This is a genomic window from Longitalea luteola, from assembly GCF_017356035.1.
In the GTDB taxonomy this organism is placed as follows: domain Bacteria; phylum Bacteroidota; class Bacteroidia; order Chitinophagales; family Chitinophagaceae; genus Niastella; species Niastella luteola.
Genome location: NZ_JAFIQX010000008.1, coordinates 149,275 through 175,208, shown reverse-complemented (window position 1 = coordinate 175,208; position 25,934 = coordinate 149,275). Strand labels below are relative to the sequence as shown.

The 25,934-nt window shown below is 47.4% G+C and carries 11 protein-coding genes; 9 read left to right on the top strand and 2 right to left on the bottom strand.

Annotation, left to right across the window (positions count from 1 at the left end; translation table 11 throughout):
• Window positions 1-23 precede the first annotated feature (23 nt).
• Window positions 24-968: a tetratricopeptide repeat protein gene (locus JUB15_RS19240; RefSeq protein ID WP_207514190.1), complete on the bottom strand. Its 945-nt coding sequence runs from the start codon at window positions 966-968 to the stop codon at window positions 24-26.
• A gap of 413 nt (window positions 969-1,381) precedes the next feature.
• Between JUB15_RS19240 and JUB15_RS19235 the strand changes: the two genes are divergently transcribed.
• Window positions 1,382-4,219 carry a glycoside hydrolase family 95 protein gene (locus JUB15_RS19235; protein WP_207514188.1) on the top strand — a complete coding sequence of 946 codons (2,838 nt, stop codon included), beginning with the start codon at window positions 1,382-1,384 and terminating at the stop codon, window positions 4,217-4,219.
• A gap of 72 nt (window positions 4,220-4,291) precedes the next feature.
• A complete protein-coding gene (locus tag JUB15_RS19230; RefSeq protein ID WP_207514186.1) occupies window positions 4,292-7,927 on the top strand; it encodes a malectin domain-containing carbohydrate-binding protein in 3,636 nt (1,211 codons plus the stop codon).
• A 250-nt stretch (window positions 7,928-8,177) separates the two neighbouring features.
• Here the strand turns inward: JUB15_RS19230 and JUB15_RS19225 are convergent, their stop codons facing one another.
• Complete coding sequence (locus JUB15_RS19225) at window positions 8,178-9,602, bottom strand: pectate lyase family protein (RefSeq protein ID WP_207514184.1); 1,425 nt, start codon at window positions 9,600-9,602, stop codon at window positions 8,178-8,180.
• Between the two features lie 216 nt (window positions 9,603-9,818).
• Here JUB15_RS19225 and JUB15_RS19220 point away from each other — a divergent pair, with 216 nt between their 5' ends.
• From JUB15_RS19220 to JUB15_RS19190, 7 genes are all read left to right on the top strand, one after another.
• Window positions 9,819-10,928: a glycoside hydrolase family protein gene (locus JUB15_RS19220; protein ID WP_242696429.1), complete on the top strand. Its 1,110-nt coding sequence runs from the start codon at window positions 9,819-9,821 to the stop codon at window positions 10,926-10,928.
• A 195-nt stretch (window positions 10,929-11,123) separates the two neighbouring features.
• Window positions 11,124-13,544, top strand: a complete 2,421-nt coding sequence (galB, locus tag JUB15_RS19215) for a beta-galactosidase GalB (protein WP_207514183.1) — start codon at window positions 11,124-11,126, stop codon at window positions 13,542-13,544.
• Window positions 13,545-14,076: 532 nt separating this feature from the next.
• On the top strand, window positions 14,077-14,781 hold the full coding sequence (locus tag JUB15_RS19210; protein WP_207514181.1) for a DUF3826 domain-containing protein: 705 nt from the start codon (window positions 14,077-14,079) through the stop codon (window positions 14,779-14,781).
• Between the two features lie 163 nt (window positions 14,782-14,944).
• Entirely contained in the window at window positions 14,945-18,190 is a 3,246-nt protein-coding gene (locus JUB15_RS19205) for a SusC/RagA family TonB-linked outer membrane protein (RefSeq protein ID WP_207514179.1), read from the top strand.
• A gap of 46 nt (window positions 18,191-18,236) precedes the next feature.
• Entirely contained in the window at window positions 18,237-20,249 is a 2,013-nt protein-coding gene (locus JUB15_RS19200; RefSeq protein WP_207514178.1) for a RagB/SusD family nutrient uptake outer membrane protein, read from the top strand.
• 647 nt (window positions 20,250-20,896) lie between these two features.
• Entirely contained in the window at window positions 20,897-22,549 is a 1,653-nt protein-coding gene (locus tag JUB15_RS19195) for a polysaccharide lyase (RefSeq protein ID WP_207514177.1), read from the top strand.
• Between the two features lie 187 nt (window positions 22,550-22,736).
• Window positions 22,737-25,895 (top strand): DUF6298 domain-containing protein, encoded by a 3,159-nt coding sequence (locus JUB15_RS19190; protein WP_207514176.1) that lies wholly within the window; start codon window positions 22,737-22,739, stop codon window positions 25,893-25,895.
• Window positions 25,896-25,934: the final 39 nt, after the last annotated feature.

Below are 25,934 nucleotides of genomic sequence, written 5' to 3'. Positions count from 1 at the left end.
GGGTAAAGACAGTCATTCATATCTCACACCTCCATCCGCTGCAAACCCGGATCATTGGGGTTCCACTGGTTGTTCTCCATCACACTTTGCAGCCAGGCATACGCTTTTTCCATATTACCCGCCATGCCTAACTGGTTGATCAAATGCCAGCTGTTGATCACCGCTTCCTTACACCATGGCATCTCCTGCGCCAGGGCAAATAACTTCACCAGTCCTTGCATTGTTTCTTTTTGTTTCAGCAGGTAATAGGCGAATTGCGTTCTAAAGTGCGGACTGTAATAAAATTCGTCATTCGCCCAGTTCCAGGTATCGATGGTTGTATCCGGATGCGCCTGCAGCCAATCAAGCGCATAAAAAGGCGAGGGAAGGATATTTCCGTCAAAACCCACCAATTGCGCAAATGTCAATGAAAGCGCCTGCGTTTTGGGTAAGCGGTCTTTCAGCACTTCGTTATACAACTGATGCGCTTGCTCAGTTTTTCCGGTGGCGTGATATCCATCGGCCAACACGATCTTCGCACGGTGAAAATTGGCATCTATCGATAATGCTTTGCGGGCGTTTTCCTCAACTGCTGGATAGTTTAGTAGAACTAAATAGGCTTTGGCCAGTGCTGCCCAATAATCAGCGCTGTTCTCGTCTGTTGCATCGGCATGTGCTTTCGCGGTATCTACTGCCCGCTGCGCGTACCGGTCATCGGTAAACCGCTCGATGATCTGCCACAACTGCAGATCTTTTCCCATAATATTATCAAGGATCGAATAAATAAGGCTCCGGCGATCATACGCGCTTTGTATCGTTTGCCAGTTGGCAAACTGTTCGGGAAATGCTTCGGCAAACGACATCGCCTCGTTCGTTTCCTTATGGCGCATTTTCAGGTCGACATTAATCCCGGGCTTTGATAAATAGCGGGGGATGGTGGACCGGAATTCTTCCTCAAAACGGGCGGCGGCTGACTGCTCAGTACTCATAACTGAAAATTGAAGGTCCCAAAGTAAGTCAAAATTGTTAATAGATCGATCGTAAATGTAGTCCGAATGCTATCGTCGCCTGCCAGATACCAATATGAAACGGAGTGTTACAGGTTTCAGGATGCAGGTTACAGGGCTTTATTCTTTAAACGCAAAGCCTGCTAACGGCTCCCTGAAACATGGAACCTGGAACCTGTAACCGGCGACTGATAACCGGCTACTGGATCCAGAAACTGTTAACTGATAACATTAATGTCTTTTTAACGCTTTTTTCGACGCCGGGAACTATGAACTTTAAACTGTGAACTTTAAACTGTGAACTTTAAACTGTGAACTTTAAACTGTGAACTTTAAACTATCTTGCCAACCCGGATCCTTCCATTTCCGTCTTATCACCCATATATCTTGTACATATGCACCTGAAAACATTGCTTCGTTATTCTTTTTTGTTAACAGCTGTTAGTCCGTTCACCCCGGTAACAGCACAACAGCAGCCGCTTTCTCTTTGGTACCGCCAACCGGCGGCCGCGTGGACAGACGCGCTGCCCCTCGGTAATGGACGCCTGGGGGCCATGGTCTTCGGCGGAGTGGCAGAAGAACGTTTCCAGCTGAATGAAGAAACGTTGTGGAGCGGCCGTCCGCGTACTTACGCCCGCACCGGCGCTGTACAATACCTGCAGCCCATCCGCCAGTTACTGGCCGAAGGCAAACAAAAAGAAGCGGAAGCAATGGGCGAGAAATATTTTATGGCGGTAAAAGATCCCGACGACAGCACCTACGCTTTGCAAAAAGACGCCTGGTTTAAAGCCATGGTACAACAAACCGCGCCGGCTGCTGCAGATTATAACGACAACAACTGGGCAACCATGGTACTGCCAACACTGGAAGGCTGGGAGCGCACCGGCCTGATGGGCACCGATGGCGCACTCTGGTTTCGCACCTCTTTTAATGTGCCGGCCAAATGGCTGGGAAAGAACCTGGTGCTCGACCTGGGCCGGATCCGCGATGTTGACTACTCCTATGTAAATGGTAAGTTGGTAGGCCACGATGAAGGCATCAGCAAAAAGAGAAAATATACCATTCCGGCGGCCCTGGTTAAAGAAGGAAAAAATACCGTGGCCGTTCAGGTGATCAATTTTTTTGATAAAGGTGGATTTACAGGTGTAAAAGGAACGGCCAGAACACTGGTGGTTTATCCGGAAGGGGGCGATACAGATACAGCCGCATTGGTGAATCCCTGGAAGTTTTTCGTCCAGGACGAGAACCCGCCGGCCATGCCGCGCTACGAAGCCGATTACCTGCCTTTCGGCGACCTGTATTTCCGCTTCGCCCATGGCAATAACAGCTCCAATTACAAGCGCTCGCTAGACATAGAAAATGCCCTTGCCAAAGTTTCCTATACCGCAAACGGCACTAGCTATAACCGTGAGTATTTTATCAGTGCCCCGCACCAATGCCTGGTGGCGCATTTGACGGCCAGTAAACCTGCCGCCCTGTCGTTACAGGCCGTATTGCAGTCGCCCCATAAAAAATATATAGTAAAAAAGATCGATGATCATACACTTTCTTTATCGCTACAGGTGAGCAACGGGGTTTTAAAAGGAGTAGGTTATCTCTATGCAACAGCTACCGGTGGCAAGCTCACAGTAAGCGATACTGCCATCCACCTGCAAAATGCTACTGAAGCGAATTTTTATTTCGTGGCCGCCACCAGTTTTGTAAATTATAAAGATGTATCCGGCGATCCGGAAGCTAAATGTAAAGCGGCATTGGCACAAATAAAGCATATTCCGTATAATACGATCAAAGCGGCGCATCTAAAGGAATACCGGCAGCTGGCCGGAACTTTTAGTTTTACCGTGCCTGCCGGTAAAAATGCCGCCTTACCTACGAATGAGCGCATCCGTAAGTTCACTATGCAGGACGATGCTTCACTGGTGTCGTTGTTCGTCATGTATGGCCGTTACCTGCTCATTTCTTCATCAAGGCCAGGTACCCAACCGGCCAACCTGCAGGGCATCTGGAATGACCTGTTAACTCCTCCCTGGGGCAGTAAGTATACAACCAACATCAACCTGGAAATGAATTACTGGCCTGCAGAAGTGTTGAACCTTGCTGCCTGTGCGCAGCCTTTGTTCCAAATGATCAATGAACTGGCTGAGGCTGGTTCAATTACTGCCAAGGAACATTATGGCGCACCCGGCTGGGTGCTGCACCACAATACCGATCTGTGGCGGGGTACGGCGCCCATCAATGCGAGTAACCATGGCATCTGGGTCACTGGCGCCGCCTGGTTGTGTCTGCACATCTGGGAACATTACCTGTTCACCCAGGATACGGCTTTCCTGCGGGCGCAATATCCCAACATGCTGGCCGCATCCCAATTCTTTGAAAAATTCCTCGTGAAAGATCCCAAAACCGGTTACCTGATCAGCACTCCCTCCAATTCCCCTGAACAGGGTGGATTGGTGGCTGGGCCAACCATGGATCACCAGATCATTCGCGAACTGTTTAAGAATACCATTGCGGCAGCAGCCATTTTAAACAAGGACGCCGCTTTTGCCGACAGGCTGAAAGCGCTGATCACGCAAATAGCGCCTAACAAAATTGGTAAGCACAACCAGTTGCAGGAGTGGATGGAAGACATTGACGAAGTGCAGAACCAACACCGGCATATTTCGCATCTGTGGGGCGTATACCCTGGCTCCGACATTACCTGGAAAGATTCTGCCATGATGAAAGCGGCCCGGCAGTCACTGATCTATCGTGGAGACGGTGGTACGGGCTGGAGCCTTGCCTGGAAAGTGAATGTGTGGGCGCGGTTCAAAGAAGGTGATCATGCCCTACTGATGATAAAGAATTTGTTTACGCCGGCGATTGATGATAACGGTCGGGAAAGAGGCGGCGTGTATAATAACCTGTTCGATGCGCATCCGCCTTTCCAGATCGATGGCAATTTTGGCGGTTCCAGCGGTATTGCCGAAATGATCATTCAAAGTCATACCGGCGTCATTGAACTGTTGCCGGCATTGCCTGCTGAATTAGCTGAAGGCACCGTGAAAGGTATTTGCGCCCGCGGTGGTTTTGTATTGGATCTGACATGGAAACAGGGAAAATTACAGCAGGTAAAAGTTTCCTCCAGAAGCGGTAATTTCTGTCACCTCAAATATGGCAGTCAGGAAGTTAAATTCGCTACAAAGAGAGGTGGCAGCTATGTGTTTAATGGAAGTCTGAAAACGAATAGGCAATAAGCAGCGTGCAATGGGCTGTGAAAGCCGGATAAGTAGCATGATCAGCCTGTTTGAAAAATTAAAAGGAATATAATGTTTCAAAGAAAAATAAAAAGTTTTGTAGTTCTCTTATCACTATTAGGCGCCTGTAGCGCGTCGGCGCAAACGATTCATTTCCCTGCTTCGGCGGGAGGGCGGGTGAGTAGCCGCGTTGATGTTTCCCTGAATGACAACTGGTACTCCATCGCCAATGATACCAACCAGCAGGCATATGATGGGTTCGAAAATGCATCGTATAAAACCACTGGCTGGCAGCCGGTGAATGTACCCCACAATTGGGATCAGTATGAAGGGTACCGCCGCCTGCATCATGGTAACCGCCATGGTTACGCCTGGTATCGAAAAACGTTTACGGTGCCCCGTAAGGAGAAGAACAAACGTTATTTTTTATGGTTTGAAGGCGTGGGTTCCTTTGCTACGGTATGGGTGAATGGTAAAAAAGCAGGAACGCATGCCGGCGGCAGAACCAGCTTTACCCTCGACGTTACTGATCTCATTGTAGATAATAGCAAACCGAATCTGTTGGCGGTGCGCGCCGATCATCCGGCCAATATCAACACCCTGCCCTGGGTGTGCGGCGGCTGCTCCGACGAACGTGGCTTTAGTGAAGGTTCGCAGCCGATGGGTATTTTCAGGCCGGTACATTTAATTACGACGAACGCAGTGCGGGTAGAACCCTTTGGTGTGCATATCTGGAATGATTCCGCGGTGTCGGAAAAGTCGGCGAAACTGCATCTGGCAACTACCGTAAAGAATTACAGCAATAAAGCCGTTACCATTACCATTCAACAACGCCTCCTGAACAAGGCGCGGCAACTGGTGGTAAGAACAGCTGCTAACAATTCCCTGCAACCTGGAAAAACCATAGAAGTAAAACAGCAATTGCCTGAAATAAAAACACCACACCTGTGGTCTTTGACCGATCCGTATTGTTATACCCTGGTAACAGAAATACTTGAGAACGGCAAGGTGGTGGATGCTATGGAAACGCCGTATGGCATCCGGTGGATCAGCTGGCCTGTTGGCAGAGCAGGCAGCTCCAAACAGTTTTACCTGAATGGAAAACCGGTCTTCATCAATGGCGTTGCCGAGTACGAACATTTGATAGGCGCCGGCCATGCTTTCAGCGATCAGGCTGTTCGCGCCCGCGTGCAACAGATAAAAGCGGTAGGTTTTAATGCCTTCCGCGATGCGCATCAGCCGCATAACCTGCGGTATCAATATCTGCTTGATAGTATGGGCATCCTTTGGTGGACCCAGCTCTCGGCCCACGTTTGGTACAACACGCCTGAGTTTAAGAATAATTTTAAAACCCTGCTCAAAGAATGGGTGATAGAAAGGCGTAACAGTCCGTCCCTGGTTTTATGGGGTTTGCAGAATGAAAGCAAAATACCGGAAGACTTCGCGCGCGAATGCACCGAGTTGATCAGGGAACTGGATCCAACAGCTTCGTCGCAGCGAAAAGTAACTACCTGTAATGGTGGTGAGGGTACCGACTGGGATGTACCGCAGAACTGGACGGGCACCTATGGTGGCAACCCTGCCACCTATGCCAGTGATGTGATCCGCCAACAATTGATCGGCGAATACGGCGCCTGGCGCACACTCGACCTGCACACCGAAGGCGGGTTTGTGCAGAACGGTCCGGTAAGTGAAGACCGCATGACGCAACTGATGGAAATGAAAGTACGTTTAGCCGAATCAGTGAGGGACAGTACCTGCGGGCATTTCTTCTGGCTCTATACCTCGCACGATAACCCGGGCCGCGTGCAAAGCGGGGAAGGGTATCGCGAGCTCGACCGCATCGGGCCGGTGAACTATAAAGGCTTGTTGACGCCCTGGGAAGAACCACTGGATGTGTTCTATATGTTCCGCGCCAATTATGCTCCCAAGGAAAAAGAGCCCATGGTATACATAACTTCACATACCTGGCCCGGCCGCTGGACAAGCCCCGGCAAAAAAGACGGAATTGTCGTGTACTCCAATTGCGATGAAGTGGAGCTCTTCAATGATGTAAATAAACTTTCGTTGGGCAAACGTACCCGCAATGGCATCGGTACGCATTTTAAATGGGATGGCGTTGATATTAAATACAACGTATTGTATGCAGTTGGGTATGTGAAAGGAAAGAAAGTGGCGGAAGATTATATTGTGTTGCAATACCTGCCACAATCACCAAACTTTAATGCGTTTTACAGGAACAATAAGCAGTCGTCGTCTTCCGCGGAAGCTGAGGGGATACTGGCTCCTCCTTCAGCGGGCGGGTGGGGTAACTATTTATACCGCGTCAACTGCGGCGGCCCTGATTATAAAGACAGCAATGGTCATATGTGGCTGGCCGACCGGGAGAAAAAGACTTCCAATACCTGGGGTTCTCTTTCGTGGACAAAGCAATTCCCCGGCATGCCGGCATTCTATGCCAGTCAGCGCCAAACTTATGATCCCATTGCCGGCACTACCGACTGGCCATTGTTCCAGAGTTTCCGCTACGGTTTGCAACAGCTGCGGTATGAATTCCCGGTGCCTGATGGTGAATACCGGGTTGAATTATATTTTACCGAACCCTGGTGGGGCACCGGCGGCGGCCTCGATTGTAAAGGTTGGCGGGTATTCGACGTAGCCGTTAATAACAAAACAGTTATCAAAGACCTGGACCTTTGGGCAGAAGCGGGGCATGACCGGGCCGTGAAGAAAGTAGTGAACGTGCATGTGACTGGTGGACAATTACAAATTTCATTTCCACGCATAAAGGCCGGACAGGCGATCATCTCTGCCATTGCCATTGCAACGAAAGAACAAAAAGCAAAGGCTGCCCCACCTGCTGCTGCATTGATCGGTAAAATAACAATGGCCGACACCTCGCTGGCAAAAAGGCTACAGGCGTTTACCTGGTTGAATACAGGGGATCAGCAATATGCTGACAGTGCCATTGCCTTTACCGCATTACCCCCTACTTTATATGGTGCTGAATGGATACAGATGCCTGTTAGTGCGGCAGGTAAAGTGTCAGATAACTGGGCATCTTTTATGGTAACAGACGATGCAGATGTGTTCATTGCCATGGATAGTACCCTTCAATTACCAGCGTGGATGAAAGCGTATGAGGATACAAAAACGACAATACAGAATATAAGAGAAACCAATTTTAAGGTATACCGTAAACGTTTTGCTGCAAACGCTGTGGTGACCTTAGGCTCCAATGGAACTGGCGATAATGGCAGGATGTATTCCGTGATCGTAAAACCGGTAACTACCTTACAACCGCCTTTCGATCAGAAACCTACTACGGGCTATAAAATGGAGAAGGCCGTAACAACCGGTGATGGCAGTATACGCCAAACCATTAACAAACGCGAGTCGGTAGTATTTACCAAACCGGCCGGCACGCAGGTTGATATCACGATCAACGTGGGCGTAGCAGACGTATATTCACTGACTTTCCGGTATTACAATCCGTTGACCGCAACCAAAAAGGCCAGCTGGCAATTGCTGCAGGCAGATGGTACGGTAATGAAAACCGAACCCATGGAATTTACCACCACCCGTGAGGGCAAATGGAATTATATTACCACTACCACCGGCTCCATGATCAATGCCGGGAAGTATATTGTTCGCATAACGGCAACGGATGCGGAAGGAGTGGGGATAGGAGGCGTAGATGTTCAGTAAGCAATATGATAACGTGATAATGTGATAATTTGATAATGGAAATACAAAATACATAACGCAAAACGCCGTTATTGTGCACCTGAAAGGTCTTCAAACTAAAAATGCTCAACGCGAATTTCGTGTTGAGCATTTTTTATGAATGCAGTAGGTAATTATTGAGGCTGCATAATAATTTTTGGTCTTTATGATTGGGAGGCTATTTCACGTTTCACATTTCACGTCTGCCGTCTGCCGTTCACAAGTTACTCCTTTACTTATTGGTAACCAAACTATTCAGGTACAGTTCCAGGTTAGTATAGCCCTTATCATTAACCACATTACCATCAGCAGGATCCTTCGGATCTAGTTTGTTCATCGTTTCCCACGCATCGGGCATCCCATCTTTATCACTGTCGGTTGGAACAGGTCCCGTTTTATACGTAGCCCAGCCGCCTACCGCAGCAGGACTGTCAATGATGCCGGCCTTGCCAAACACTCCTTTTCCCGAAGCGATCTTATGCTGCACTTCGTAAACGATCCGGATATCAGTGGAATCTCTTTTCGGCAGGGTAGCGCCCGCGCCGGCCAGAACGGCATTATAAGCTTCTTTGGCAGTTTGTATGCGGCTCAGCTTCATAACGGCAAAGGGTGTATCCACTCTTGCCAGTGCGCGGCTGCTGTCGGGTATCCTGGAAAGATCAACGCCTTTCCAGTTATCTTTTGAAAGGTCTTTGTTGCCCCGCATCACATTACCGGCAACATACCATTGTCCAACCCGGTTGTCAGGATTCTTTGATGACCAGGCCTGCAGGAATTTTAACTTATCGTCGGTAGCAGGTCCGGGTTGATAATAATTGTTCACGATATTCACCCGGGACACGCCGCCGGCGAGTTTTATATCGCCGCCATAACAGGCATTTGCATTGCCCCAGTTATAATTAACGTTATTGCGATAGTCGACAAGCGCTATGGTATCATGCGCCCGTGCGCCATTGAAGCGAACAACGCGGTTATTCAAATGCGCAAACAGGTTGTGGTGGAAAGAAGCGTATTGTCCGCCCCAAACACCGCCGTAGGAGCGGTGCCCCTTGTGATGACCGGCTTCATACAATCCTTCGCTGATAATACACCATTGAATGGTGATGTTCTTTACATCGTATGCAGCCACACATTCTTCATTGGCCCAGCTGAAAGAGCAATGGTCAATAATAATGTCATGGCAATTTTCTATGTCCAGGCCGTAAACACCTTTTGAATAATTGCTGCCCGGCCTCGATCTGATGTAGCGGATGACGATATTTCCGTGGTTGCCGCCTTTATTGGCGCCATTGATCACAAAAGAATTTCCTTTGAGGCAGATGCCATCACCGGGCGCTGTTTGTCCGGCAATGGTCACATTCGATCTTTTCAGGATCAGTGGCGAGCTCAGTTCAATGATGCCTGAAACCTGAAAAACAACGGTAAGCGGCTCATTAGGGTATGCGGCCAGTGCCTGCCGTAAACTGCCCGGACCATCATTTTGCAGATTGGTAACGATGGCTACTTTGCCACCGCGGCCACCAGTGGCATATTTGCCATATCCTTCAGCACCGGGAAAAGCAATTGGTTGCGCTTTTGTATATTTAAATGCTGACAGTGAGATCAGCATAATGAGTGCGGCTATGGCGAAAATAGGGCTTGGGCCAGTTTTTTTCATGATGACTTGATTTAACGCAAGTTTATGAGCGATAAAAATAATAAAACAGGGTCTATTCTATAATTAGATTATTATTAGACGGGTGTTAGCCGGAATTAGTTGTATAAATGTATTATCTACGCTTATATCTTTGCAAAAATGGATGTTGCATGCCACGTTTTTTCCGGCAGCCACATCTATAGGAGTCGATTGGCATCATCTCTTACTACTAAAACAATGATTTTGAAAAAGAGTCTGGCGATTATTTTTCTGCAGCTATGTATTATGACAGCCCGGGCGCAAAAAGCTGCTGTAACGGTACCCGATTCAGTGATGCAGTCAGTGTATGAACAAGTAAAAACGCCTTTTAAATATGGATTGGTAGTGGTTCCTGCCAACAATGAAAAAAAACTTGATTGTCCCACCGTTTTCCGCAAAGGCAACAGCTGGTACATGACCTACATCATCTTCGATGGCCGGGGGTACGAAACCTGGCTGGCGCAAAGTAAAGACCTGCTGCATTGGACAACCAAGGGCCGGTTAATGTCCTTTTCACAGGACACTACTTTGTGGGATGCCCACCAGAAGGCCGGGTATATTGCGTTGCAGGATATGGAGTGGGGCGGCAGCTATCAGTGGCAGCCTTTCAATAAAAAATACTGGATGTCGTACTTCGGTGGCAATGCCCGCGGTTATGAGGCGGGGCTGTTGTCGATCGGCATGGCCTATACTACCAAAGATCCTTCCAAACCGCACGAATGGCAACGCCTGCCAAAACCTGTGTTGTCATCCAAAGACGCTGATGTGCGCTGGTGGGAAAATAAAAAGCAATTTAAAAGCTCCGTGATCTGGGATAAGAAAAAGATCACGGGTTATCCGTTCGTCATGTATTACAATGCCAATGGCGATACGGCTGTTGACAATAAAAAAACGCGTTGGTTCGAACGCATTGGTATGGCGGTGTCGAACGATATGGTGAACTGGAAACGCTTTCAAACCGAACCGGTGGTGCATCATCCTGTGGGGATAACCGGGGATGCGGTTATTCAGCAGATCGGTGATTTGTATGTCATGTTCTATTTCGGGGCATTCTGGGAAGATCGCAAAGGCGCTTTCAACCGTTTTGCCTGTTCTTATGATCTCGTAAACTGGACCGACTGGAAAGGGGATAACCTGATCGAGTCATCTGTTCCTTATGACGAACGCTTTGCTCATAAATCATTTGTTGTAAAACATAACGGCATCGTGTATCATTTTTATTGCGGCGTTAACAATAAAGACCAGCGCGGTATTGCCGTAGCTACTTCGAAGGATCTTGGTAAGAGCAATCTTGACTTTGTTAGGTAGTTGCACAGCGTGTCACGGTTTCAAACCATAGCCATGTGGGCAAGTTGATAAAGTTGACAAGTTTGATTGAATTGATAAGGTTTACAAGTTCCCGGGTACCAGTTCCCGGTTACCGGGAATTTAAAGACAAAGGCCGCGCCCCTGGTAACTGGCAACCGGCAACCGGTAACTACTATATACGATTAAAACCATTAAATGAAAAGAACATTCTATACTTCATTGTTGACGTTATTGTGTGTAAGCGCATTCTCGCAACAGCACAGCCGTACCATTATCGATTTCAATAAGAACTGGAAGTTCTGGTTAGGCGATACGGCTATAGCCAAAGAAGCAGGTTATAACGATAAAAGCTGGCGAACGCTTGATGTGCCGCATGACTGGAGCATTGAAGGAGATTTCAATGAAAAGCATCCGGGTACGCACAACCAGGCTGCCTTACCAACCGGTATTGCCTGGTACCGTAAAACCTTTACGCTGCCGGCCACTGCAAAAGATAAACATGTATTTATAGAGTTCGATGGTGTGTACCGCAACAGCGAAGTATGGGTGAATGGCCATTATTTAGGCAAACGCGCTTATGGCTATAGTTCATTCAGGTATGATGTAAGCCCTTATCTTAAACCTGGAACAGCACAACAGGTGATCGCCGTACGCGTCGACAATTCGCTGCAACCCAGCTCCCGGTGGTACACCGGTTCAGGCATTTACCGGAATGTGCGGTTGGTAGTGGCTAATAAGATAGCCATTGATCAGTGGGGCGCCTTTATTACCACACCAGCTGTGAGCGACAAAAGCGCCACCGTTCAAATACAATCGGTGGTGAATAACAGCACCGGTAAAGCAGGGCAGGGGAGCGTGTACACCGATATTTATGATGCCGCTGGTAAACTGGTAGCAAAAGCAGCACCGGCTTCAACGAATAGCAGCTGGCCGGCCGGAAAGTCAACTATTACTTATACTGCCAACGTTGCCAATCCGCAGTTATGGTCAGTGGAGAAGCCGTACTTATATAAAGCAGTAACCCGTGTGGTGGTAAATGGAAAAACGGTGGATGAATATACAACGTCATTTGGCATCCGGCATTTCAGGTTCGATGTACAGAAAGGATTCTTCCTGAACGGCAAACAAACGAAGATCCTCGGGGTATGTATGCACCACGACCTCGGCGCTTTGGGCGCTGCCATTAATGTGCGGGCCATGGAGCGTCAGTTACAGATCCTGAAGGAGATGGGTTGTAATGCCATTCGTACGGCGCATAATCCGCCGGCGCCGGAATTTCTCGATCTCTGCGATAAAATGGGTTTCCTGGTGATGGATGAAGCCTTTGATATGTGGCATAAGAAAAAAAACAAATTTGATTACAATATTGATTTTGATAAATGGCATCAGCAGGACCTGGAAGATATGGTTAAAAGAGACCGTAACCATCCTTCAGTGATCATCTGGAGTATCGGGAACGAGATCAGGGAACAATTTGACAGCACCGGCATTGCCCTCACCCGCAAACTGGTGGGCATAGTGAAACAACTGGATACAACCAGGCCGGTAACCGCAGCGCTCACCGAAACAGATACTACGAAGAATTTTATGTACCAGGCAAATGCGCTCGATCTGTTGGGGTTGAACTACAACCAGCAGATCTATCCCGAAGTGCCGACAAGGTATCCTGGTAAGAAATTCATTGCTGCCGAAACCATGTCGGCCCTGGCCAGCCGCGGTGATTATGATATGCCATCAGATACGATGCGCTTCTGGCCGTTAAAAGGACAAAAATTTGTGCAGAACGGCAACCCCGATTATTCTGTATCGGCATATGACCAGGTAGCGGCCTACTGGGGTTCTACCCATGAACAAACCTGGCGGATCGTGAAACAGCATGAATTTATTTCAGGGTTATTCGTATGGTCGGGATTCGATTTTCTCGGCGAGCCGGTACCCTATCCATGGCCGGCAAGAAGTTCCTATTATGGCATTGTTGACCTGGCTGGTTTTCCGAAGGATGCCTATTATATGTATCAAAGCGAATGGACCAATAAAACAGTGTTGCATGTTTTCCCGCACTGGAACTGGGAAGCCGGTAAGGAAGTGGATGTGTGGGCATATTATAATAATGCCGATGAGGCAGAGCTGTTCCTGAACGACCGTTCGCTGGGTGTTCGTAAAAAACAACCACTTGATTTTCACGTACAATGGCGGGTGAAATATGAGCCCGGCACGTTGAAGGCGGTGTCGCGGAAAAATGGCAGAACAGTAGCCACAAAAATCATCAATACAGCGGGTGCGCCCGCCCGGTTGGAAATCGTGCCGGATAAAAAAATCCTCCATGCCGACGGAAAAGACCTGTCGTTTGTCACCGTTCGAATAGTAGATAAAAACGGGAACCTCGTGCCGGAAGCCGACAATAAAATAACTGTAGAAATTACAGGTGAGGGCGTTTTGGCAGGCATGGATAATGGGTATCCGGCCAGTCTGGAATCCTTTAAAGCTGCATCCCACAAGGCTTACAACGGATTATGCCTTGCCATCATACAATCGAAACCGAAAGCAGGTAAGATCAGGTTGGCCATAAAATCGCCTGGTTTGCCAACTGCAAATATTGTCTTGCAGACACAATAAACGCACACGATAAAGCGATGCAGGTGACTAACAAAAAATAGTAAAATATTCCATCAATTTAGTGAAACCTTACATTGTTTACAGATAGGGTCGCCTGTACCTTTATTGAGGTAAAATGAATAACAAACAGATAACAATGTGTTTGAAAAAATTGGTTAAGTGAGTCCTGATATCCATTGTATTCTGAAGCTTTTTAAACGATTGAGCATATGAAGCGTTTTTGCTTGCCCGGTCTTTCTTATTCGCACTGTATGATATGGCCTTCTTTTCCGGCAGAAATTATCACAAGCGCAATACCCGGACATCCCAAAAACACTCCATGCGCAATCTACACTAATCAACAAGACAGGCTAAGTACCCACGCTTGAATTATCCAGGTTCATAAACCAATCCAGAGAGCGTAGCAAACTGTTTACCCAATACCGGATTGTACATACGCATAGTACAGTAACACGGACTATAACAACCATACGTATTAAATAATAAATGACTTTCGGGCCTGCACCGTTAGTTCAGAGTAATCTTGTCATATATGAAACGCACAGGTAGTTTATCCCTTTTGCTAATGACGGTAACATTGTTGATGATGTTATTGTCTGTGACCCTCGCCGTTGCACAAACATCTCCCGCACAAACGAAAGAAGAATTCAGAGAAGTAATTAATAAAAGAGCAGCCAAGATCGTTGCAGCGTTACAGAGTACAGATAGTGTCTTCAATAATAAGGTAACCAACATTGTTGCCGATCAGTATATGGCGTTAAGTGCCATTCATGATGCCCGTAACGCAAAGATCAAAGACATAAAAGCAAAAGGAGCCGGGCTTACTGAAAAAGATAAAGCAGCTATTGAAAAGCTGCAGGCGCGTTCTGAAAAAGACCTGGCTAAATTACACAAAGCCTACCTGAAGAAACTGTCTGCCCATTGCACTTCCCAACAAATAGATGAAATTAAGAATGGAATGACGTACAACGTGTTGAACGTTACTTATAGTGCTTACAAGGATATGATCCCTTCATTGACGGAAGAGCAGAAGGCGCAGATCCTTAGCTGGTTAACCGAAGCGCGGGAGAAGGCGATGGATGCCGAATCTTCAGAAAAGAAACATGCGGTGTTTGGAAAATATAAAGGCCGGATCAATAACTACCTGGCTAAAGCCGGCATCGATATGAAGAAAGAGGAAAAAGCATGGCAGCAGCGGTTAAAGGAGAAAAGAGAAGCCGCGAAGCAAAGTAAATAACTTACCTGATGGTAAGTAATTTCTGTTAGAGATTAGTATTAATGTCTTATTTACACATAACGAAAAATACATTTCATCTAAAATTGTATGTTTTACACTGTAGACGTAAACCCCAGTAAAAAGATTGCTAAAAAGTTTTCTCAGTCCTAAAAACTAATGCTGTATGAATCTGCAACAAATGAAAAAATTTTTTCCCTCTTTTATCCTGCTGTTGCTGTTGTCGGTGGGCGCCTTCGCCCAGACAAGAGATGTCACCGGTAAAATTACCGATAAAGAATCAGGTGAACCTTTACCGGGTGTTTCCATTCGGGTAATGGGATCGGGACAAAGCACTACAACAGATGCAAAAGGGGAGTTTAAATTAAAGGATGTAACCAACGATGCTACTGTTACGGTAAGCTTTGTCGGTTTTACCGCCCAGACCTTTAAAGTAGGCGATAAACCGACGCTTGACGTGACCCTGAGCAAAGCCAACGTTCAACTGGACGATGTGATCGTGGTAGGTTATGGTGTGCAAAAGAAGGCCCACCTGACCGGCGCCGTTGAAACGATGAAGGCCAAAGAAATTGAAGACCTGCCGGTGGGTAACCTGGGCGCTGCCTTACAGGGCCGCATTCTTGGTTTGGGGGTTAGCGGAGGTACACAACGTCCGGGAGCGAGAGCTAATCTTACGATCAGAAATCCGGCTACATTTTCAAAAGATGGTGGTACAACGGATGCCTTATATGTAATCGATGGAGTAATACAGGTTACTCCAGATGGTAAGAATGACAATACGCAGTTTGCTAATCTTGATCCGTCTGAAGTGGAAAGCATTTCGGTATTAAAGGATGGTGCTGCCGCTATTTATGGGTCAAGGGCTGCAAATGGCGTTATCATCGTTACTACCAAGCGTGGTAAAGCAGGCGCGCCCAAATTCAGCTACAGTGGTTCATACGGGGTGAATGACGAAGTGTACCGCACCAAAATGATGAGTGCACATGAGTATGCCATGTACTATAATATTATGAACGGACCCAATGGCGAAAATGCACAACCAAACAAGGACAAATTCTTTTCTGAGGATGAACTGGAGCATTTTAAAACGATCAACTACGACAGGCTGCAGCCCGAGTGGAGATCAGCTTATAATATGCGCCACACGATGAACGTAAGTGGGGGATCCGAAAGAGCTACCTATTTTGCCGGCGCATCTTACTATGAACAGGATGGTAATCTGGGTTACCTTGATTATAGAAAATGGACATTCCGGGCTGGTGCCGATGTGAATGTGGCTACAGGTTTAAAAACCGGTATCCAGCTATCCGGTAACTGGAGTGACCTGAAAAAAACGTTCAATAAAGTGGCCAGCGAAGCTGAAGACGATGATTACAAGAACCTGTTATTAACACCCCGTTATATTCCGGATTACATAGATGGCTATGCCGTAAGAACGCCCGGCGGCAATAGCGGTACCGATAAAGTATCTCAATATCACTTTGGTGAAATTCAGCGCCTCAGGAACATTGCTCAAACTAAGGACAAGACGCTGATGTTAAATATGTATGCCGAGTATGAACTGCCCTGGATCAAAGGCTTGAAAGCAAGAGTTAACTATGCCCGCTACTTCACCAATAGCAATGGTACCCAGGTGGGAACGAAATATACTTTGTATAACTTCCTGACAAATGGCGCCAATGGCCATATTTATGATACATATGGCGTAAAACCTGTTTTGCCAGGAACACAATACCAAAATGGAAACCGCCTCTACTATAGCAGCACTGATGGGCAAACGAACCAGTTGAACTTTATCGTTAGCTATGCCCAAACCTTCGGTCAACATAGCATAAGCGGATTGTTCTCTGTAGAAAGAGGAGAAGCCGAATCGCGCCAGGCTGATGTATGGAAAGAGTCGCCCGTTGCATCAACGAATGGGCAATTTGGTAGCGCATTTGGTGCCATTGACGGTAAAACAGTAGGTCAGGAATCCGGAACCCTGGGTTATATTGGCCGATTGAATTATGCCTATGCCAATAAATACCTGGCAGAGTTCCTGTTCCGTTCCGATGCCTCTACCCACTTCGCACCTGAAAATTATTGGGGCAAATTCTATTCTTTATCAACCGGCTGGGTGATCTCTAATGAAAACTTTTTCCATTCAGATAAAATAAATTTCCTGAAACTTCGGTATTCAACCGGCTTATTAGGTAAAGACGATACCAAAGCCTGGTTGTGGCGTCAACGTTATACCTTTCAGAACGGCAAAGGTGCTGTATTTGGTGGAGTGTCAAATACAGGTGCATCAACCGGTATGAAAATGGAGCAGTCTCCAAACAGAAATGCAAAATGGAGCAGTGAATGGAAAAATAACGTAGGTATCGATGCCCGTTTCCTGAATAACCGTTTGTCTGCTACCATTGAGGGTTTCTATAACAAAGGAACTGATCTGTTGATGGAATTGACACAAGGTGTTCCTTTAACAGTAGGTGGATCGATCGCTGCTGAGAACTGGGGTGAAATGGACTTCTTTGGTTATGAAATAGGTTTAGGCTGGAACGACAATATCGGCAAGGACTTTACCTATGGTATTGACGCTCGTTTTACCTGGTATGATAACAAATGGAAACGCGGTAATTTCAATGATGTAGAGATCCTGAAACCATGGGTGGCAAAACCTGGACAATCCAGCGATATCGGTGTGTGGGGATATGATGTACTGGGCATGTTCAAAGACCAGGCTGAAATTGATGCCTATGTAAACAAATACGGTATTAAGGAAGTTGCTTTGAGCGATGACGCCGACGATAACGTGACGGCCGATAAATTGAGACCTGGTATGTTGTATTACCGGGATGTAAGAGGCGCGATGAATGCCGACGGCACCTTCGAAGGCCCTGATGGCATCATCAACGAGAATGACCAGATCCAGTTGGCTAAAAGAGCTGAGAACCACTACGGCTTAGGCTTCACTTTGAAAGCAGGTTATAAAGGTCTATCACTCGATGTTGTACTTTCTGGTTCTTTCGGCGGCTGGGCAGAAATTGATGGTAACGCCAGAGAAAAAATGAGTAACAACATCTCTAATGGATATTATAGCCGTCCAGCTATCTGGGGAAATATTTATGATCCCGTGCTCAATCCCACAGGAAATATGCCTAACCCCCACTGGCAGGCTGTAAGCCTTACACCAAGATCGAATTTCTGGAAGGTGAGTGCCTTCAGGATGGGCGTTCGGAATGTAAATCTCAACTATTCAATTCCTAAAAAGATCGTTAGTCTGGCACGTATGAACAGTGCGCGCGTAGCGTTCACCATTCTGAATCCGATGTTCCTCTTTAATCCTTATAGCTATAAAGCTCCGGAAGGCGCCTATGATGCGTACCCGAACTTAAGGACTTATTCACTGGGTGTGAACATGGTGTTTTAATAGAACAGCAAACCGTAAAGAATTGAAAAACGAAATGCTTGTAAAAATGACGACTAAAAATAAAGTTTTAATTATAGCAGCTTCCTTACTGACTGGCTTCACGAGCTGCAAAAAAGATTTCCTGGAAGAAAAGAGGGACCTTGGCGGGGTGAATGAAGAGGTCTTTAAGGATTCGGTGTTGGCTCAGGCCTATGTTGATTTTGTATATGGTATGTTTCAGGCCCCCAGCAACGCCCAATCCCTTTCGTGGAACCTGGCAACCAATAATATTCAGTTCGCACAAACCACGGATGAGTTTCCTGGCCAAACCAACTGGAATAGAGAATGGGCCACCGTCTCTTATTTGAATCCACATGCGTTGAACTATTTTGGACCAATACTGGGCACCAGCACTGGTAATAACACGTGGACGCGCATCAGGCAGATCAACCTGTTTCTGGATAATATAGACCAATATGGGTTGCCGGCAGATGTAAGAACGAGATTAAAAGGCCAATTATACTTCTGGCGTGGCTGGCAGTATTTCGACCTGGTAAGGTTGTATGGAGGTGTTCCCTTGGTGTTGCATGCGCAGGACCCAGTGGGATCACTTGAAAAAGACGATCTGAAAGTTCCCCGGAGCTCTACCTCGGCTTGTATTGAACAGATCTGCCTTGACCTGGATTCTGCAATAGCCATGCTGCCTGGTAAATGGATCTCAACAGCTAATGCAGACTGGGGAAGGATCACCAGTGGCGCAGCTGCTGCTGTAAAAGGCCGTGTACTACTAACCTGGGCAAGCCCGCAGTTCAACCGGAACGATGACGTAGCCCGCTGGCAAAGAGCGTATGATGCTAATAAGAAAGCAAAAGAAATACTGGAAGCAAATGGCTTTGGCTTATTTAAATCAGGTAACCTGAGCGATGGTACCGCATGGGATAATATGTTCCAGCAAGAGGTGAATAATCCCGAAGCAGTGCTGGTATTTGGATTTAACAACGTATTGTCTGACCAGATACAAAAATGGAATGGCTGGGAAAATTCAGCCCGCCCTAAAGAGATAAATGGAAATGGTGGTTTGAATCCGAGCAAGCAAATTATGGATGCCTTCCCTATGAAAGACGGGAAAGCGCCCGGTGCATCCAGCTATACGTATGATCCTAAAAAGTTCTACAAGAACAGGGATCCCCGCTTCTATAAAACCTTTGCTTACAATGGCGCTCTGTGGCCATATGCCCAGAATCCCAGGTGGCGTGTTTGGACCTACAGATGGCATGATAAAGCCAATGCTGCTACGCCTACTGTTACTACTGAGTTGAAAGGAGCCAATACCACCGGAATTTATGTGAGGAAAGCTACAGCCGCAAACGCCAGCAACTCAAACAGTAATTTCGCTAACAGCGGTACTGATTTCATGGAACTCCGTTTTGCTGAAGTGTTGTTAAACCTGGCAGAATGTGCGATAGGCATTGGCAATATACAGGAAGGCATCGATCAGGTCGTTGAGATCAGGAAAAGAGCCGGCATTGAAAGTGCAGACAATTATGGCTTGGGAAGTATTAGTGGCCGTGATGCAGCTTTTGCCGCTGTATTGAATGAAAGAAAAATTGAACTGGCATTTGAAGGCAAACGTTTCTTTGACCTCAGACGTTGGATGCTCTTCACAAATGAGTTCGGTACCACTGCAAGGTTGGGAGTACAACCGCTGCAGGGCACTAGAAGGAGCGGCTTGTTCATTTACGTGAAAAAGCTCGATGGTACTAAATTCGTAGGCAGTAACAAGCAGGATCCTATGTTCAAGCCACAGAATGACGGCAATATTCTGATCGATCGTGAGCCTGTAGCTTTCCCGGCTGGTATCACTACCCAGGACCAGTATCTTGATTACCTGTATGATAATTACTTTGAAGTTATAGAGAAGACAGATGCTGATCCCTCCAACAACTGGAAGTTTACCTGGTATAAAGAATATTATTTCTTTGGTTTCAATGAGACCGCTATCAACAACTCTCCTTACCTTGAACAAACACAAGGCTGGAATGGATTGCATGGAGCCGGTACATTCGATCCTTTAAAATAAAAACATCATCAGAGGGCATTTCAAAATGCCCTCTGACTTTAAAACCCGATCATTAAAACATAAATGTTAAGTATTGAGATAAATGTTACCCTATCAGTAGTCCTCAGTTCTTTAACATACTAGTTCAACACGGTTAATTAATTGCATAAAGCCGCCCTTCTCCTTACCATATTCCGGTAATGATAATTTTTGAACCATCCAGATAAATTATAACACCATTTCGTGCTGCGGTTTTAACCCGGTAATTGCGTATACGATAGACCATCGCTTTAACCAATTCAGGAGTGGTTAACAGATATGCCAATAGTATGCCGCCGTTATTGAACAAAATCGTAAGTACAAAATGATAAATTATGAATTTCCTGAATAAAGAAGGATAAAAAGGGTAAAAAATACAATTATTCTTAATGAGGTGCAACCCGGAAGTGTTTTTGAACCGTCTCTTATACATCTTTCCGGCAATAAAGCTGATCCCTTTTAATTGACCGTGAACTATCCTGGAAAAACCAACAGAACAATTATGGATCAGCCAGTTTTAATAAATTTTAAGCAGAGGGAGGATATTTTATCCTCCCTACGTTTTTTATAGAGATGCCGGCAAGTGCCTTTTCTCTTTTGATACATGAACAGTTAATTTAACGATGAGTATGAAAATTTTTCGCAACCTTCTTTTAGTTTCTGCAGTAGGATTAACTACTCCGGTATTGGCCCAATACCCCAAGATACCGCAGGATGTTAAGAAATGGTCTGATTCTTTAATGGAAGCAGAACGTTTACATTCTGATGCAGCATGGGCGAAAGCATTGCCCATTATTCAACAGGAAGCCAAACAGGGCAAACCTTACATTCCCTGGGCGGCACGGCCTTACGACCTGCCGCAGGCAGCTATCCCGGCCTTCCCGGGTGCAGAAGGTGGCGGCGCCTATAGCTTTGGCGGCCGTGGCGGAAAAGTGTTTGTAGTGACCAGCCTGGAAGACAGAGGTCCGGGCACATTCCGGGAAGCCTGTGAAGCCGGCGGCGCCCGTATTATTGTATTCAATGTAGCAGGTATCATCCGCCTTAAAACGCCGGTGATCATCCGCGCTCCCTATATTACCATTGCTGGTCAGACAGCGCCTGGCGACGGCGTTTGTATCGCCGGCGAATCCGTCTGGATCAATACCCACGACGTAGTTATCCGCTATATGCGCTTCCGTCGCGGCGAAACCAATGTTGGCCGTCGCGATGATGCCATCGGTGGTAATCCCGTTGGCAACATCATGATCGACCACGTATCTGCCAGCTGGGGCCTCGATGAGAATATGAGTATGTACCGCCACATGTACAACGACAGCACCGGTAGCGCCGAGCAAAAACTGGGCACAGTGAATATTACCATTCAGAACTCGATTTTCGCAGAAGCGCTGGATACCTATAATCACTCTTTCGGCAGCACCCTGGGCGGTGAGAACTGCACTTTCATGCGCAACATGTGGGCTAACAATACCGGCCGCAACCCTTCTGTGGGTTGGAATGGTACCTTCAACTTCGTAAATAACGTGGTGTTCAACTGGATGCACCGCTCAAGCGATGGAGGCGACTACCGCGCTATGTATAATTTCATCAACAACTACTACAAACCTGGTCCGGTGACACCTAAAAACTCACCGGTGGGTCACCGCTTCCTGAAACCTGAAAGCGGCCGCAGTAAATTAAAATACAAGGTATATGGCCGTGCTTATGTGAACGGAAATATTATGGAAGGTTATGATGCCATTACCCGGAACAACTGGGCCGGTGGTGTGCAGGTAGAAGATGAGAAAGATGCAGGCGAATACACCGACTTCATCAAATGGCATGAGCCGCTGCCCATGCCGAAGCTCACCATCGTTCCGGCCAAAGAAGCCTATGATTATGTAATTAAAAATGCAGGCGCCACTTTACCTAAACGCGACGCTGTTGACATTCGCATTGCAGAGCAGGTAAGAACAGGGAAGATTACTTACAAAGAAGGCGTTCCTTTGCCAGCGACACAATTCGAGCACCGTAAATTGCCGATCGATTCTTATAAAATGGGTATCATAACCGATCCGGCACAGGTAGGCGGTTATCCTGAATACAAAGGCACTCCCTATAAGGATAGCGATAACGACGGTATGCCTGATGAGTGGGAAGTGAAACATGGGCTGAACCCCAGGAATGCAGCCGATGCTTCTCAGGATAGAAACAAGGACGGCTACACGAACATTGAAGAGTTCCTGAACAGCGTGGTGCCGATGAGCAACGTGAAGCCCGACATTAGCAAAACGGCAAAGAAGTAATTGTTCTTTATAGCAGCCATGAAAGATGATGTATGGGGTTGATCAGCCAGCTGGCGGATGGACTTTTGTCTGCCCGGCAGGTCAGCTCCATTTAATATATTCGCAGCTGGTTAATTGGTATCGCACAATTGTTGGGTCCTCGGTACATAGTACGGGGCTCCAACAAAATTTTTAATTTTTCGGCACCATGTTTTTATCGAACATACAGATACGGAAAAATGCAGAAACAAGTATTATAATAAGATCATTTCTTATTATCGGCGTGTTGCTGGTGGCCAGCGCCGGCTACGCCCAGAAAGATAAAAAACGACCGGTTCCGCCATTATCATACGTAAAAGGTAAACTTTCTTATGTTGCCGATTCCCTCGGCAACCGTATTCCCGATTTCTCCTTTTGTGGTTATCAGGCCGGTGATAAAGCCATTCCTGATGTGCCCGTTCGTGTAGTGGTTCCTGTAAAGCCCGGCGACGCAACCCGGCGTATTCAGGCAGCGCTGGACTATGTTTCGGCATTGCCCCTGGATAAGAACAATCTTCGGGGTGCTGTTTTATTGCAACCTGGCCAGTACGATGTGGCCGGACAACTGGTCATTCGCGCGTCCGGTGTCGTATTGCGTGGCAGCGGTTATGGCGCTAATGGCACTATTGTAAAAGGCACCGGTAATGACCGGCAAACCCTTATTACCATCGCCGGTAAGAACGACCGGCAAACGACAACCGAAATCAAACTCACTGATAAATACATCCCGGTTAACAGTACTACCGTGACTGTAGCCACGCCCCATAATTTCAAAGCAGGGGATAAGGTGATCATCCATCGCCCCTCTACTGCTAACTGGATCGAGGATCTGCGTACCGCTCATTTTGGCGGTGGCATCAGTGCATTGGGCTGGAAACCCGGTCAACGCGATATTTATTGGGACAGAACCATTGCAGCTGTAAACAATGGCGTCCTTCAGTTGGATGTACCCCTCACCACAGCGCTCGATGAACAGTATGGCGGCGGCATGATCGCTTCCTATACCTGGCCCGGCCGCATCGGGGAAGTGGGTGTAGAGAACCTGCGTTGTATATCCGAATATGATACCAACAACCCTAAAGACGAATCGCATCGCTGGATGGCGATCACCATCGACAATGCAGCCGATGCGTGGGTACGGCAGGTCGTATTCGAGCATTTTGCCGGTTCTGCCGTATATGTCGCCGAAACCGCCAAACGCATTACTGTTGAAGATTGTAAATCGCTGGCCCCTGTTTCAGAAATAGGTGGTCTGCGTCGTAATACATTTTATACCGCCGGACAGCAAACGTTGTTCCAGCGCTTGTATGCCGAGTATGGCAACCATGATTTCGCCACCGGTTTCTGTGCGCCCGGTCCAAATGCATTTGTGCAATGTGAATCCTACAGAGCGTATGGTTTCAGTGGTGGCATCGACAGCTGGGCCAGCGGAGTATTGTTCGACCTGGTATCAATGGATGGACAGGCCATCAGCTTCCTGAACCGCGGCATGGATGGTAATGGCGCCGGCTGGAATATCGCGAACAGCGTGCTTTGGAATTGTTCTGCAGCCCGCATCGATTGTTACCAGCCGCCTACAGCGCAGAACTGGTCGTTTGGCAGCTGGGCGCAATTTGCCGGCGACGGTTACTGGAATGAGTCAAACAATACGATTGACCCGCGCAGCCTGTACTATACGCAGTTAAAAGAACGCATTGGTGATGCTGTCGGCAACCGGGTGCAGTTGATGCTGATTGAAACAAACGCCACCAGCAGTCCGACCGTAGCACAGGCCGCCGAATTGACCGCCATCTCAAAACAACCGCAGCCCACCGTTTCGGCATTTATTGATGAGGCTGCCAAACGGCAACCGATACCTGTAACTGCCGCCGGCGTTAAGACCATAGATGAAATTGGCTTTAAACAACCCGCAGCGGTTGCAGCCGGTCCGGCCATGGCAATACAAAACAGTTGGCTGGTGCGGGGAAATTCCGTTTTGACCGGTACACGGGTGGAAACACCCTGGTGGAGCGGCAGCGCCCGCCCTTATGCGTTGGCAAGATCAAAACCGGCCATCACCCGTTTTCTCCCCGGCCAAACAGGCAATGGCCTTACCGATGATCTCTGTGATCTCACCGATTCCATGAAAGCAAATAACCAGGTAGCTTTTGAGCAGAACTATGCCTTATGGTATGATCGTCGCCGTGATGACCATGAACGCATCCGACGCATCGATGGGGATGTATGGGCGCCTTTTTATGAACTGCCTTTTGCCCGCAGCGGAAAAGATACTGCCTGGGATGGCCTCAGCAAATATGACCTCACTAAATACAATCCCTGGTACTGGGGCCGCCTGAAACAGTTTGCCGATCTGGCCGATCAGAAAGGACTGGTACTGGTACATCAAAATTATTTTCAACATAACATAATTGAAGCCGGCGCGCATTATGCTGATTTTCCCTGGCGCCCGGTGAACAATATTAACAATACCGGTTTTCCCGAACCGGTGCCTTATGCAGGAGATAAGCGCGTGTTTATGGCCGAGCAGTTCTACGATGTAACACATCCTGTACGCCGTGAACTGCACCGGGCTTATATCCGCCAGTGCCTGAACAATTTTACTGCCAACAACGGTGTCATACACCTGACGAGCGCAGAGTACACCGGGCCCTTGCACTTTGTACAATTCTGGCTGGATGTAATAAAAGAGTGGGAGCAGGAAACAGGTAAAAAAGTATTGATCGGGTTAAGTGCTACCAAAGATGTGCAGGATGCAGTATTAGCCGATGCAACCCGGGCAGCTGTTGTTGACATTATTGATATCCGTTACTGGCATTATCAACAGGATGGAAGCGCGTATGCGCCTGCGGGCGGACAAAATCTCGCGCCCCGCCAGCAGGCCCGCCAGTTCAAACCTAAAAAGACTTCCTTTGAGCAGGTATACCGGGCTGTTAGGGAATACCGTGATAAATTTGCCGGCAAGGCTGTGATCTATTCCGGCGATAGCTATGATAATTATGGCTGGGCCGTATTCATGGCCGGTGGTTCACTGGCAAGTATTCCTGCCATGGCTGATGCGGGTTTGGTGACAGCAGCAGCAACAATGAAACCGGTTGACGGTACTAACAAAGAACAATATATCCTGGCGAATGCCGGCAGGAGTTACATCGTTTACGGACAAGGTGATCTGCAGCTTGATCTCACCAATGTGCCCGGCAGTTTCAGGGTGAAATGGTTCGATGCCCGCAACGGCCAGGTAATTGGAAAAGAAGAAAAGGTTAAAGGAGGAAAGGTGGTAACATTTAAAGGCAGGGAAGGTAATGTTGTTGCGTGGATACGAAAGGCTTAATGTGATAATCTGATAATGTGATAATGTGATAATGTGATA